The organism is Enterococcus haemoperoxidus ATCC BAA-382 (assembly GCF_000407165.1).
In the GTDB taxonomy this organism is placed as follows: Bacteria; Bacillota; Bacilli; order Lactobacillales; family Enterococcaceae; genus Enterococcus_L; species Enterococcus_L haemoperoxidus.
On the sequence record NZ_KE136480.1, the window covers coordinates 995448 to 1009366 of the forward strand.

At 35.2% G+C, this 13919-nt stretch carries 12 protein-coding genes; all 12 read left to right on the top strand.

Annotation, left to right across the window (positions count from 1 at the left end):
- The first annotated feature begins 183 nt into the window (after nt 1–183).
- The 12 genes from I583_RS15215 to I583_RS15270 all read left to right on the top strand — a co-directional run bounded on the left by I583_RS15215 (nt 184) and on the right by I583_RS15270 (nt 13802).
- Nucleotides 184–909 carry a winged helix-turn-helix domain-containing protein gene (locus I583_RS15215; protein WP_010762303.1) on the top strand — a complete coding sequence of 242 codons (726 nt, stop codon included), beginning with the start codon at nt 184–186 and terminating at the stop codon, nt 907–909.
- A gap of 96 nt (nt 910–1005) precedes the next feature.
- Nucleotides 1006–1833: a signal peptidase I gene (locus I583_RS15220; RefSeq protein WP_244264891.1), complete on the top strand. Its 828-nt coding sequence runs from the start codon at nt 1006–1008 to the stop codon at nt 1831–1833.
- A complete protein-coding gene (locus I583_RS15225) occupies nt 1830–2855 on the top strand; it encodes a BsaA family SipW-dependent biofilm matrix protein (protein WP_010762305.1) in 1026 nt (341 codons plus the stop codon). Before I583_RS15220 ends, I583_RS15225 begins: the two co-directional genes overlap by 4 nt.
- Nucleotides 2856–3145: 290 nt before the next feature.
- On the top strand, nt 3146–3844 hold the full coding sequence (locus I583_RS15230; RefSeq protein WP_010762306.1) for a hypothetical protein: 699 nt from the start codon (nt 3146–3148) through the stop codon (nt 3842–3844).
- A gap of 33 nt (nt 3845–3877) precedes the next feature.
- Entirely contained in the window at nt 3878–4723 is an 846-nt protein-coding gene (locus I583_RS15235) for a BsaA family SipW-dependent biofilm matrix protein (protein WP_010762307.1), read from the top strand.
- Nucleotides 4724–4736: 13 nt separating this feature from the next.
- On the top strand, nt 4737–5360 hold the full coding sequence (locus I583_RS15240; RefSeq protein ID WP_010762308.1) for a hypothetical protein: 624 nt from the start codon (nt 4737–4739) through the stop codon (nt 5358–5360).
- 18 nt (nt 5361–5378) lie between these two features.
- Nucleotides 5379–7130 (top strand): isopeptide-forming domain-containing fimbrial protein, encoded by a 1752-nt coding sequence (locus I583_RS15245; RefSeq protein WP_010762309.1) that lies wholly within the window; start codon nt 5379–5381, stop codon nt 7128–7130.
- Nucleotides 7131–7509: 379 nt separating this feature from the next.
- Nucleotides 7510–8232 (top strand): winged helix-turn-helix domain-containing protein, encoded by a 723-nt coding sequence (locus I583_RS15250; RefSeq protein WP_010762310.1) that lies wholly within the window; start codon nt 7510–7512, stop codon nt 8230–8232.
- 186 nt (nt 8233–8418) lie between these two features.
- Nucleotides 8419–11745 carry a hypothetical protein gene (locus I583_RS15255; protein WP_010762311.1) on the top strand — a complete coding sequence of 1109 codons (3327 nt, stop codon included), beginning with the start codon at nt 8419–8421 and terminating at the stop codon, nt 11743–11745.
- 11 nt (nt 11746–11756) lie between these two features.
- The gene (locus I583_RS15260; RefSeq protein WP_010762312.1) at nt 11757–12137 is read left to right on the top strand and encodes an EF2685/EF0750 family sortase-dependent surface protein; all 381 of its coding nucleotides are present in this window, start codon (nt 11757–11759) and stop codon (nt 12135–12137) included.
- Complete coding sequence (locus I583_RS15265; RefSeq protein ID WP_010762313.1) at nt 12127–12930, top strand: WxL domain-containing protein; 804 nt, start codon at nt 12127–12129, stop codon at nt 12928–12930. The genes I583_RS15260 and I583_RS15265 overlap by 11 nt, the downstream gene beginning before the upstream one ends.
- Before the next feature lie 32 nt (nt 12931–12962).
- Nucleotides 12963–13802, top strand: coding sequence for a WxL domain-containing protein (locus tag I583_RS15270; protein ID WP_010762314.1), 840 nt, complete (start codon nt 12963–12965; stop codon nt 13800–13802).
- Nucleotides 13803–13919 lie beyond the last annotated feature (117 nt).

Here is a 13919-nt window from a genome sequence, read left to right on the forward strand (position 1 = left end):
TCTCAACTATTTTTCAAAAAAAACGGGAAAAATAGTAATTTTTGTAATTTTTATTAAAAATCAAAAGATATAATTTAGGAGAAATGAATATCTGTTTTGAAACAAAAAACATTTTTTTTATTTTATTTTTGAAATTATTTAACAGAGTCATTTTATTATTTCTTAAAAAGAAAGGAAAATAATATGTACAACATAGGGATTATACCAGTAGAAGAATTAAAGAACAGTACATATACTGAGCAGTTTAGCAAAACAAGGTATCGATTATATCCTTTAACAAAGGCTGAAATATGCACCAAAGCTTCACAAATGGATGCCTTAATAATAGAGGAATCTCCATTAGTTGGGCTAAAAAGTACCTGTGAATTAATTTTAGAACTTAGGCGTAACGCCAAAGCCTTGATTTGGGTGGTATCTAAGGCAGTCACTAAAACAAGTAAAATTGTTTATCTTCAGTTAGGTGCAGATGGTGTAGTAGATACAGAAACAGAGAAGGAAGAATTTTTATTACAATTTTCCAATATATTAAGCAGATTTACGAATGAACAAGAAACGGAAAATAAAACATTCTCATATGCTGTACAAGAGTCATTTCAAAGGCAGTTAAAACTCATCCCAAGCAACTTAAGTATTGTTGTAGAGGGAAAAGAAATCAGTTTAACCCAACTTGAATTTCAAACAATCGCACTTTTGCTAGAAAATATAGGAAGAGCTGTGACTTATGAAGAAATCTTTGCAGCCGTTTGGCAAGATAAATATGCTGATAACCAATTAGAGAATAAGCAATATCGAATCAGCAACCTAATCTTTCATTTACGGAAGAAGATGGAAATAGACATTGGACATCCTAACTATATCAAAACGGTCCGCTCAAAAGGATATATGTTAATGAATACAAAAAATGCATAATCCTAATTAATATATGGAATATCAGAAACAAGCTGATCGTTAGTATAAAAGGCCGTTAAATATAAAGCTAGTAAAAAAACGATAGAGGATGAAATGATGAGTAAAGAAAAAGTAAAAGGTTCTGCAAAAAAAAAGAAAGCGGGAAAGTCTAACTCTGGTCATACTCATAAAGCTAAAAGTAAAGTAAGAAGGTCTGAATCACCCACTAAAAATGGTGTGGTCAATCGAAAAAAGAAAAAAAAATCTCCAATTTCACCTTCAAAAGGACACAGAGTATTTCTCTTTATTTGGAATTTTATTTTCTATGTTTTAATGCTGAGTCTATTGGTAGGTTCCAGCTTAATGGCGATGATGCAGCAACAAGATAAAGCATTAAACGGTTATCGAATGTTTGGCGTTTTAACGAACTCAATGGTCTCGCCAGATAATACATTAAAAAATGGTGGATTTCGAGCTGGAGACATGTTGATTATTAAAGAAGTCGCTGATAATCAAGTAAAAGTTGGGGACGTGATCACTTATCGTCCATCAACGAATCCAACGAATAAAAGTACTAATTTTCTAACACATAGAGTGGCGAAAATAGAGGATCACTTAGGCGAAGAAAAAGGTATCTTTTTCACTACTCGGGGAGATGCGAATAGATCAGATGATATGCCCATCAGTGCTAGAGCACTAGTTGGGAAAGTAACAGTTCGTGTACCGAAAATCGGTGGCATTTTAGCGTTCGTAAAAGAAAATTGGTTCATTTCATTAATTTTTATGATTAGTATTATTGGTTTTATATGGGTCATTCGTATTTATATTCTAAACGAATCTGGAAAAACTCATAATCAGAAAAACCGAAAAGCAAAATCTAAAACGGATATTACCTTATCTAAGGTTAATATAAATAAAACACACACTAGGAGGAAACACGAATGAAACAAAATAAGAACAAGAAAAAATGGGTTGTAGCTGCTACAACACTAGCAGCAATAGCTGCTTTAGCAGGAACTTTTGCTTGGTTTACCAGCCAAGATAGCGCAAAAAACCACTTTGAAGGAAGCATTGCTGGTAGTGACGTAGAAGTAGTCGAAACATTTACACCACCAACTGATTGGAAACCTGGACAAAAAGTGAATAAGGACGTAGCCATTTTAAACTCAGGTGATTATGATTCAATGATTCGTGTATCTTTTAATGAAGTTTTAACAAAACTAACAGATGCTTCTTCAAAAACAAGTAATGATGTAACGAATTTAGATGGAAAAACAAAAGATCAAGTTTATCTATTTCCTTTGAGTAAAACAGAAGGAACGTGGCAAGATGCTAAAGTAGTAGATACTAAAATGACTGTTGCTACCGGTGATTATGCTGGAACGTATACATTGAAAGCAAAAGAACAAGTGGTGACAACAGATGCAGGTTCAACATACCGTTATGCCTCTTATTGGGATAATGGGACAGAACAATACTATGCAAAAGCAGGTTCATATAGCCGTGCAGAAGATGGAATCATTACTCCTTCAACACCAGAATTTAAATATGTTGATCTAGCAGCAACTCCAGTGAATATGGACTGGACAAAACCCGTGTACAACCCAACTTTAACAATTGATGCCAATGGTAATGCTACAGTTTTGGCTGGTTCAGATACAGGGAAACAGATTACATTAGATTTTGTTAATTTATCAGCAACTCCAACAGCGGGTAAATGGTACTATAATGCGAATGATGGCTATTTCTATTATGTAGGAATTGTAGCATCACAAACGCAAACACCACAATTATTAGACTCAGTTACTTTAGGAAATGGTGCAGATAACAGCTATAGTAAAGTACAATTTGACTTAGTTGTTAATTCTTCATCTATTCAAGCAGCAAAAGAGGCAGTGAATAGTGATCAATGGGTAAAAGATACAAATGCTGATTTAAAAACAGCTTTAGAAAGCTTATACAAATAAAAGGTGAAATGAAAAAATAAAATTATAAAATAGAAGCAATTCAATAAGTACATTAATACTAGCTGGTTAGTGAGTGATGCATCCAATCATCAACCACTAACCTGCTTTTGTTTTGAAAAATGAAAAGTGAAGTAATTTGATTACTGACTATTTTCTCTAGCTCTATGGGCTAGTTTCACGGGAAAAGAGAAAACGTGATTGGGATAAAAAGCACCGCACTTAATGTTCCTGTTTTTTCAGATGAGGCTAAATGAGCCCATTCCGCTTTTAAATTAGAAAGGAGGCAAAGAATGACTCATAAAAAATGGGTACAAATCTTTTCTCTCTTGTTTTTTGGATTGATAGTCGTAGGATATCCACCCAATCAGGCTTTGGCACAGGAACTTCCAAAAGGAATGGTTGTTGGCGATGATCAAGGAATCGTTGCTAAGAAAAATGGCGAATACTTAATGGAAGTCAGAGAGGTCATGCCTGGTAAAAAATGGCATACGACCATTTCGATGGTCAATATGGAAAAAGGAATTCCGTACAGACTTACAATGCTTATTTCACCTCCTGAAGTGTCAGGAAATCTTGATTTATCAAAATCAATCCAAATGACATTAACCTACCAAAATAAGCAGGTATATAAGGGACCGATTTCAGGAGTGAGTAGCAAGCTAGATTTACAACGTACACCACTAGACCTAGGCGTCTTCCAAGCAGGAGATAGCCGAGCTTTGGAAGTGGACTTTTCTTTATCAGGAGAATATACAAATCAAGATTTTGCTGTTAAAAATGTAATGGATAATATTTGGACTTTTTATGCTGTGACAACGACAGAACCATCCTCCGGTTCGATAACAGATTCACTAACTCCAAAACAACATGGATTATTTCCTTCAACAGGGGAGGCCATGAAGCAAGGGATGATTTTTCTTTGTTTAGGGTTGTTTATTATTCTAATCGTTTTGCTGATTGGAAAAGCAAAACGAAAAGGAAATGAATAAAAAGTGGCGGGTCTTAGAAAGTAGGTGATGGAGATGAAAAAAAAGTTAAGATATAAAAAAATAAACTATTTATTAAAAAACAAATGGTTCGTTACGTTATTTACACTTGGATTTATTGTGAGTGTAACTGCCTTGAGTGAAACATATGCTTGGTTTGAATCATCGGACAATCGCAAAAACTCTTTTGAAGGAACTAAGCTTGTAGCAGAAATCGATGAGATATTTACTCCAAATAAAGAATGGCAACCAGGTAGTAGAACAACAAAAGAAGTACGTATCAAAAATGTCGGACCTGCTACTGCTTTTGTTCGTGTCTCTCTTTACGAATTTTTAGCAAGTTTCCAAATAGACGTGACCGACCAAACTGGAAATGGCAATTTAAAAACAGTTGCTACAACAATTCAGCCGAGTCTAAATGAAGCGAATACTGATACTTGGGAAATAGCAGCTAAAAATCATAGCACGTATACAAGTGCCGGGGAAAATTATGTTACAGATTCAGCGCTAATTTCAGATCCATTAAACAATACGGGCATGTATGAATACAATAGTCCTGAAAGAGAAAAATCAGCTTTAAAATACTTGGATTTAAATTTTTCCAAAACATTTGAAGCAACAATACCAAATGAAACAGGAAAAAAGTGGGTCTATGAGAATGGCTACTTTTATTATTTGAGTCCATTAAAATCTGGAGAATTAAGCGAACCATTGCTAGATAGTGTAACTTTATCTGATACACTATCTAATCAATACAAAGGAGCACTTTATAAACTAAAAGTTTATATGGACGCACATGATTTAACACAACCGCTGATAAATGAATGGCAATTAGACCAGAAAGGTAAGGTTTACCCATTATTAGTCGACCAACTAAAATGAGGAGGACGAAAAAATGGAAAATAAACAGCAGAAAAAATCATTGAAAGTGACATGTCTTTTTTACTCATTCTTCGTTTCTATACTCATACTTGGAATATGGGGAGCTAAAGTGGTATATGCCTCACTAATTTCAGCCGATCATGTTGTAAACGACTTTCAAGTAAGTGATTTGAAAGGAACGATTAAAGAAGACTTTGTGCCGCCAACCAATGATAATCCAATGAAGCCGGGAATGAGCTATCCTAAAAAAGTAGCGATAAACAATACAAGTACAACACCATTTTATGTAAGAGTTTTGGTGACTCCAGAAATTCAATCAGCAGATGGAACGTTGTTAACTGGTAATATTGGAAAAGAAGTGAGCATTGATTTGGGAGAAGACTGGTTATTAGGTGAAGATGGATATTATTACTATCTAGGAAAAGTTGGGAAAGGCCAAACCACGTCTCCTTTATTTACCCAAGTAACTTTAGCAGATAATGTAGATGAAGCTTATACTGGTGCGGTTATGCAGATTCATGTTAAAAGCGAAACGATTATTGCGGGGAAGAAGCAATATAGAGAAGCTTGGTGGGATGGAAGTATCCCGAACACAGGTGTATTGCAGAAGATAGATACTAAATTACAAAATTTATAGGAAAGGAGGACAATCATTTTGGGAAAAAATATATTTTTGACAATCGCCAAGGCATTTGTATTCTTCAGTGCTTTATTTCTAGTCAGTTTTTTTACATCTACAAAGGTATATGGATCGGAAGAGGTTGCAACGATTCCTAAGAGTACAAATTATGTGTACGGATTAACATCTCCCGATGAACAGGACTTCACCGCTATTTATGCTTATGACATAAATGGATACGACCAAATAGCAAAATATTTCAAAAAAATAACTACGAAGGCTGGTAAAATAGCTGTTATAAAAAATGCTAATAATCTAGGTGTTAGAGAAGATGGATTCTATTTTAAAGAAAATACAGGGATTAAAATGTATCATGTGGATTGGGACGGGATTATTCAAGAAACTTGGGATGATCCTAGTTTGACTGGAAGTGCTCGGTCAGGTACTTTTCTTACAACTGGAAAATATGTTACTACATCAGATCAGTTAAGTAACAAAAAAAATGAACTCTATATTTATGATATAAATTATCATATGCTGGAAAAAAAGGTTCCATTGACCAATAAAACTGATATACCTTTACCTGTCAGTAAGTTGAATAGTATGGGAGATATCGTAGGTGATGCAGATGATTATTTATATGCCACTATTTCTGAGGCAAAATTATCTTCTACAACAGTGTTAAAAATAGATAGCAATAATGGGGATATAGTAGATATCTTACCTGTACCTGGATTACAGCATAGTCCAGCTATTGCTTTTATGGAAGATGGCCGATTATTACTTGCAGACAAGAATGATACAGGTGCTATAGTCGATTTTTCAACTGGTCTTGTAACTTATACTGACAAGATAGGTGATAAATTACCTGCGATGGGCGGAACTCAATCACATGTTAGGGACTTTGCATCACTGAATTTCCCTTCATTTAATGTTGAGTTATTTGCAATTAAGCAAGGCCCAGAGACAGCGGTCTATGGAGAAGAATATGAATATACAATTAAGGTTTCCAATACAGGGAATATTATGTCTTTACACAATACCTTGATAGATTCTCTATCTAATTACTTAGAGTATGTACCTAATTCAACTTTATTAAATGGGAATAAAGTTGTTGACGTAAATGGTACTAGTCAGATGTTTTTAGGCGGAATGAAAATTGAATCTCCAGGCGGTGTTGAGGGTGCAATTACCAAAGATAAGCCAGCGGTTATAACCTTTAAAGTAAAAGTGAAAGACACTGGTGATACAACAGTTGGGATTGATATTCCAAATATTGCCTACATCGCTAATACTAGTACTAATTTAGTGAGTACAAATAAGGTTATTACTAAAGTGCCTGGCATTCCTATATCAGAATATATATTAAATCTGTATATCAAACAGGAAGTGCTTAATAGTCGTTTAGATTTAGTTTCACCGTCAATTGGGTTTGCAGATGTCAAAAATAATTTCGATCAATATCAGTTGACGATTCCCTCGTATCTGAGCGATACGAATCAGGCTTTCAAGTTTGTTAAAATCAAAGTAGCTGATATGAATGATCCTTACAACGTTAGTATCAAGATACCTGAGTTCTATTCCTACGCAGGTTATCAACTAACAGCAACAAAATCGAATCATCTTGCTTCTAATAGAATGAAGACTCCAATTGAATCAATCGATCCTTCTAAAGGATTAGATCGTTGGCTAACAGTGTATATTGAACCTAAACTATTTGCCGATGCACCTCCATTTTATAGTTGGGATTATAAAAACAATGATTTTGGTAAGATAGGTATCGAGTAGGTCGTTGAAAATGATCTGCCAGCTGAAGTATATCTAAAAAATTTAGACATGATTAGTATTGAAGGACTAAAACGCTAATGCTAATAGACGAATATGATTGAAGTTAGATTGATTCTAATTAATTTTTTTATCGTATATTCGAATTTTATGTGACTGGGATAATGCTCTTAGCGTTATCCCAGTCACTTTTTTTAAGTAATATAACTACAATAGGATACAGAGTGAATAATAGCTTATCTAACTATCGTAATACCAAATTTCAAAAAAAACGGAAAAATAAGTATTTTTTGTAATTGTTATTTAAATTTAAAAGATATAATTGTGTAATGAAAACAAAGAAGTTGGGGTAAGCAAAACTAAAAATAGAAAGGAAAATGATATGTACAACATAGGAATCATACAAGAAAAAGAACAAAAAGTTAATACATATTCTGGAAACTTAAATATGAAGACGTATCGTTTATATTCTTTAAAAAATGAAGATGTTTTTAAAGAAGCTTTAAAAATGGATGCGTTGATAATTGAAGAGTCGACAGCTGTGGATTTAAAAGGGACTTGTGAATTAATTCTAGAACTCAGACGTAATTTTAAATCATTGATTTGGATCATGTGTAAAAGAATGTCTCAAACCAATAAGATTGTATATCTTCAGTTAGGGGCTGATGGAGTATCTGGTGAAGAAGAACAGGAAGAAGCGATTCTTCAATTTTCAAATATATTAAATAGAATAAAAAACGAACGTGAAAATTTAGACGAAACAGTGACTTATGGACAAGAGAAGGTAAATAATAGGCATCTGGAGTTGGTTCAAAATAATTTAAGTATTATTTTGGCAGGCAAAGAGATTAGTCTTACTAGATTGGAATTTCAAACGATCACATTCTTATTAGAACACATTGGAAAAGCAGTCACGTATGAAGAACTTTATAAGAACGTTTGGCAAAATGATTTTGGTAATGAGAAAAAAGGGACGAAACAATATCGAATTAGTAATTTGATTTTCCTTTTGCGCAAGAAATTAGAAATAGATCCAGCTCAACCAAGTTATATTAAAACAATTCGTTCGAAAGGGTACATGTTTGTTGATGGTAACAAAGTTTAGGCAAAATATGTTATGGCAGTTGGTTTATGAAATACATAAGTGAGAGTTTTGGAAATAAAGTTGATTTCCTTTTTTCATTGATATAGCCCAACAATTATCTAGTTTTATTGAGACTATACAAGAAAAAATCGAAATAAATGTGTTTTACTTTGAAATACAAAAGACTAGCAAGAAAGGAGGAAAAAGATGAAAAATAAAAAGATATGTTTTTTAAGTAGCTTAATCGTCCTTTCAGGGATGATACTAGGTTCGCATACTGCTAAAGCTGAAGTTCCAACATGGCCAGATTGGGACGGTAATCCGAAAACAGGATGGCAAAAAGTTGCAGATCCTGTTAGAACAGATATCACTTCGTGGCTCAATAATCCAGATAAAAATATCATAGTTGGTGACAAGAACAAGGCGCTAGCAACTGTTGCTACAGGTTTTTCTCCTGGTGGAGTTAAAAGAGCTACTGCTTATCCCTCGGAAGATACCTATTTTCTGAGAAGGAGAGTGGATATACCATTCATAGAGTTTTTGCCTAAAAGTGTTGGATTAAATTTAGGAATACCATACAAACGAGCATCTTTAGGAAGAAACGTTGACTTAGGGCAAAGTGGGGCTGTAAGACCTGCTTGGAATCTTAATTTAAAATCTTTAGGGTTAGTTTTTGCTGTAGAGGACGATGTTAGTACAATTCAAGAAGCTTCGATGGGAAAAATTACGAAGTACGATCTATCACCAGAGGAGCCGACAATAGATCGTACAACATTTAAGGTCTATACAAAGGAGGTATCCAGAGTTAATTTAGTCAATGGCTTTACGATGACTGCATTAAAATATTTATATGAAGTGACTATTAAAGATAGGCAAGGAGATTCTTATCGTGTTCAAGTTGACCAATCTTATTTTCCTTCAAAAGATGGACGAGTAAGGGTAAGCTTTGATATTAAAAATATCGGTGATAAGGTGATTCCTAAATTGATGGTTGGGTATAATTATACACCAGAAGTGAAATTTACTAACTATAATATCAATAATACTCCGAGTGGTTCTGGTATCCCTGGTACAGTCAAATATTTAGGGAAAAATTTGGGTGTTTACGCTGTTGATGGCGAAGGAATCTATCGAGCAGAAATTTATCCAACCTTTGATAGATATGGAGCGGATAGTTGGGCAGTTTGGGCAGAACCATTTATTGGTACTTATGGAATGGGCAGCCGAGACAGTTCTGTTTTTATGAAAGGATTTGATGATCCAAGCAATTTGTTTTCTAAAGGACAAGAAGATAAGGGAATAGTCAAAGATACGCCTATTAATGATGAGCCCAAAACGAATGTTGAAGGTGGTTCCGATACAACCATAAGTATGAAGTGGAATCCTCAAGATCTAGCAGTTGGAGACACGAGAAATACGGCATGGATATATGGTTCAGAGATCAAGGATATTTATCCGCTTTTGAACCTAATTGATGAGGATCGAAAATATGCTGTAGCAAAAGATGGGGAAGCTAATGCAATCCTTAGAGGAACTTGGAGAACTTATGAAACCATTACTGGAGCGATCAAATATACAATCGATGATGGAGAAGAACATTCACTACATGTTCATTACGATTCAGAAAATGATATGGGGAGTATAGAACTTTTTGAGATTCCTTTAACGTTTAAACCGACAGCTAATCATACAGTGAAGATTTACATGGAAGATGCTGAGAAACGTAAGACTGATATTAAAACAATTGTCTACTCGTTTGACTATCCTGAACCAAAGATTAAGGGGACATCATCAATCAAGGTCAATAATAAAGTTAGCAATAAAATAGCAATTGGCGGAGAATTTACCTACAACATGAATTTAGCAATGCAGACGCCGTATTCGAAACTATTTGGCAACAAAGCTTCAATCCCAATTAATACCACAATCATTGATCCTACATCACTGAAGGATATTTCAATTACTGATGGGAATAAAGTAGTTAAAGGAATGTTCAATTCTATTGGAAAGACGTTAGATTTTACTTTTGACGATGACATTCTTGCAGATAGTTCATTACAAGCTCAATTTACTGGAAAAATTATTGATTCTGACTCTTTAATTGGAGAGAGCTTGGTTATAACTCCGAGTGAAGTAATAGGCAAATCAGGTGTTGAAACTGATTTTAAAGATTATTCGATGCCGATAGCTGATCTACCACAAGCGACAGCAACGATCGTCTCTAAAGTATCAGCAATCAATATACGTTATTTAATAGAAGGAACAACTACGCCGCTAGGAGATGAACTGTCAAAGGAAGGCTTGATTGGTAGCTCAGACAGTATTCCATCCAAAGTTTTTACAGGCTATCTATTAAGTAAAATCATGATTGATGGTGTTGAACAAAGGCCATTGACTGATCCAGTTGCAATCGAATACGGTGAGATCGCAGAAGTGATTTTTTATTATCAAGTAAAGCCAGTTTTGGAAACAAGTTTAGCAATTTCTTTACCAGAAATTTCAGAAGGTGGAAAGGTAACATTTACATCAACCTTTAAAAATACTGCGACAGCACCATCATATTTAACGGATGTACTGTATGAAACGACAGAAGCATTCCCTAAAAATGTCACTGTTGATTTAGACAGTGTAAAACTGAATGGGCAGCATTTGGAAGCTAAGGCAGCTGTTGTTGATAATGGTGGTAAATTAAAGGTCAATTTAGGGGAATTAGAATCAGGTGATGAATACACACTAACGTATGATGTTGTTTCTACAATTACTACACCACCATTAGCAAACGTTTTAGAAGTCAAGCAAGCCTATATACTTAGCGGGAAATCGGCAGATAAAGCCACTGTTACAGCTAGCTCTGGAGAAGTAAAAACATTCACAATAAAACCAAGAGTTGCAGATATCGCTGTGCAGCATTTAGAAGAAGAGACAGAAACTGAACTTGCACAGGAACAACTAAAACAGGGCGTTATTGGTGAAGAAACTACGTTTAATGCAAATACAATTAAAGGATATGTACTAAGCAAAGTCATTATTGATAGTGACGAACAACCACTTTCAAGCGTTGTTAAAGTGAAGTATGGTGAACATTCTACTGTCCGATTTTACTACAAAGGAGTTCTAGAGTTTTCTTCCGTTCCAAGTACAATGAACTTCGGAACGAAAGCATTGGATGGTAATGAAATTAGAGTGAACCAACCAAGCTATGATGCTCCTTTAGTCGTTAGCGACAGCCGTTCTGATAAAAAATCATGGACGCTAAAAGCGAAAATAACAACACCTTTAACCAATGAAAATGGCAAGATTATTGTAGGAGCAATCCGCTATAAGAGCCCTGAAAGTGATGAGTTCCTATTAAATGAGGGAACACAAACGTTATTGACGGCTTCAAACACTGAAACTTATGATATTAGTGCAACTTGGGGTGCTTTAAAAGACAGCCCTGGTTTCAAATTTGAATTACCAGCAGTCAAAGTAAAAGAGTTAGGTAAGTACAAAGGAATGATCGAATATTCCTTAGAAGATACCTACAAGCCATAACGGAGGAGAAAATGAAAAATAAATCATTTTATATACGAGTAGTAACCTCTGTGTTTTTCTTAGGAATGTTAAGTATGATGGGTATTCAAGCAGTAGCACAAGAAAATGGTGGTGCTATCGGAACTAAAGGGGAAATTATTCTTCAAGAAGAAACCGCCCCATCATCAGAAACGTCAGCAAGTACAACGGATACGGCAAGTGTTACTACAAAATCAGGTCCTTCAGGAATAGCATCAAGCAAATCTAAACCCAGAGGTAGGTATCCATCTACCGGTGAATTAGCAAGAACAAGTTTATCTATTGCTGGTCTAATCTCACTGATTGCAGCTTTACTTCTATTTATTTGGAAGCGAAAAAGCAAAAGGAAAGGGGTTAAGGAGGATGAAGTATAAGCTAATTAATACAGCGCTAGTACTTTTATTGGGAAGTTGTAGTTTTTCACAAGTATACTGGGCACAAGAGTCAAAGTTAGGGACAGGTGATATTGAGTTCTCAGGAAAAGAAGATCCCAATCTGAAAATTAGACATCCAGAAACATTAGAAGATGCTGATCCAGGTGTTATTGCTAGTACTATAGGTGCTTTGAGAATTGATTTTGCTCCACAATTGTCTTTCGATATAGGCGATATTTCTAAAAAAGATGCTAAGTATTTAGTAAATGCCCAGCTATATAAAGGTGAGATGAAACCGAGTGGGAATTTTGTTCAGGTGTCAGATTATCGTGGGAGTACAACTGGTTGGAAATTACAAGTACGTCAAGAAAATCAATTTCAGAAAAGTGATCGGCCGGAAAATCAATTAAATGGTGCAGTACTTTCCTTTGATAAAGCGTGGACGAATACTTCGGCAGAAAATCCCAGTGATGCACCTTTGGTTTCTAAAGAGATTGTTCAAATGAACAATATTGGTGATACATACACCCTTGCCGATGCTACGGTTAAACATAGTGCTGGAGCTGGCACTTGGAACATTGTATTTGGTGCATCAAAAGATAATATCAACGACCAGGATGCAACATTAAGTCCGCGTTTAAATAAAAATGGGAAAGTAATGACTGACCCGGACTTCAATAATCAAGAAGTCTACATGAATAGTGCCATCAATTTATCCATCCCCGGCGAAACTAAAAAGGTACCGGGAACTTATTCAACGGTGTTAACTTGGATTATAGCCGAGTTGCCATAGATCAAACACACATAAAATAGGAGGAAACACAAATGAAATTAACACACAAATTATGCGGCGCTGCATTATTAGCAGTAGCTGGGGTAGCAGTAGCTCTACCGAACAACACGAAAGCAACAGATGGTGACCCTCGTTCTGCAGGAGCGGATATCGAATTTACTTCAACTGAGATCACTGCAGAAAAACCTGATCCAAACCACAGTGGTTCTGGTGATGGCGTTCCTGGAAATAGCTCAGATCTTCCTTGGACAGATGCTAAAGGGTTCGGGGTTTCTGCTGTAACACGTTTAGAATTCAGTAAACACGCAATTGTACAAGATGGTAAAGATCAACCTTACCAAGCTAAAAAATGGGTATCAACTGACGAAGCTGGTGAAGCGATTGAAAATGCTAACTTTGTTTCATTTGAAGATCTACGTGTCATTGATGATCACAGCTACAAAATCACTGCAAAAATTGCAAAACCATTTACAAACTCAAGAAAAGCTGCTAATGGCAAAGACGTATCCTACACATTAGATGGGACAACCTTGGCATATAGTAATATGACTTTGAGCTCAACAAATGGTGCTCCAGCTGAGGCATATCCAACAACTGGGTTACAAGAAGGCGCTACTTTATCATATGATAAGACAACTGGAGGAGCTCCAGTTGTAATGTTAGATAACACCAACACAGCAAGCTTAGACCAATATGAAAAAGGTGCTGGTAAATATAACCTGTACTTTGGTCAATATGGTTCAACAGAAAAAGACCCAGAAAAATCAGTTTTATTAACAATTCCAACAAGCAAAAATATTATGCAAGAAGGTAAATATAGCGGAGTTGTTGAATGGACAATGGCATCAATTCCAACAACTCCTAAAGGGTAATTAATCCTCAATATCGATTTTATTGAGAAAAAGGAACAAAAAAGCAAGGTGAGTCAAGGGAAAACTAACTAGTTTTACCCTTGACTAAAAATCAAATATTGACTGGAAAAGTCTAGT

Coding starts and splice junctions, on each gene's coding strand:
- I583_RS15215 (WP_010762303.1), top strand. CDS start 184: ATGTACAACATAGGGATTATACCAGTAGAAGAATTAAAGAACAGTACA.
- I583_RS15220 (WP_244264891.1), top strand. CDS start 1,006: ATGAGTAAAGAAAAAGTAAAAGGTTCTGCAAAAAAAAAGAAAGCGGGA.
- I583_RS15225 (WP_010762305.1), top strand. CDS start 1,830: ATGAAACAAAATAAGAACAAGAAAAAATGGGTTGTAGCTGCTACAACA.
- I583_RS15230 (WP_010762306.1), top strand. CDS start 3,146: ATGACTCATAAAAAATGGGTACAAATCTTTTCTCTCTTGTTTTTTGGA.
- I583_RS15235 (WP_010762307.1), top strand. CDS start 3,878: ATGAAAAAAAAGTTAAGATATAAAAAAATAAACTATTTATTAAAAAAC.
- I583_RS15240 (WP_010762308.1), top strand. CDS start 4,737: ATGGAAAATAAACAGCAGAAAAAATCATTGAAAGTGACATGTCTTTTT.
- I583_RS15250 (WP_010762310.1), top strand. CDS start 7,510: ATGTACAACATAGGAATCATACAAGAAAAAGAACAAAAAGTTAATACA.
- I583_RS15255 (WP_010762311.1), top strand. CDS start 8,419: ATGAAAAATAAAAAGATATGTTTTTTAAGTAGCTTAATCGTCCTTTCA.
- I583_RS15260 (WP_010762312.1), top strand. CDS start 11,757: ATGAAAAATAAATCATTTTATATACGAGTAGTAACCTCTGTGTTTTTC.
- I583_RS15265 (WP_010762313.1), top strand. CDS start 12,127: ATGAAGTATAAGCTAATTAATACAGCGCTAGTACTTTTATTGGGAAGT.
- I583_RS15270 (WP_010762314.1), top strand. CDS start 12,963: ATGAAATTAACACACAAATTATGCGGCGCTGCATTATTAGCAGTAGCT.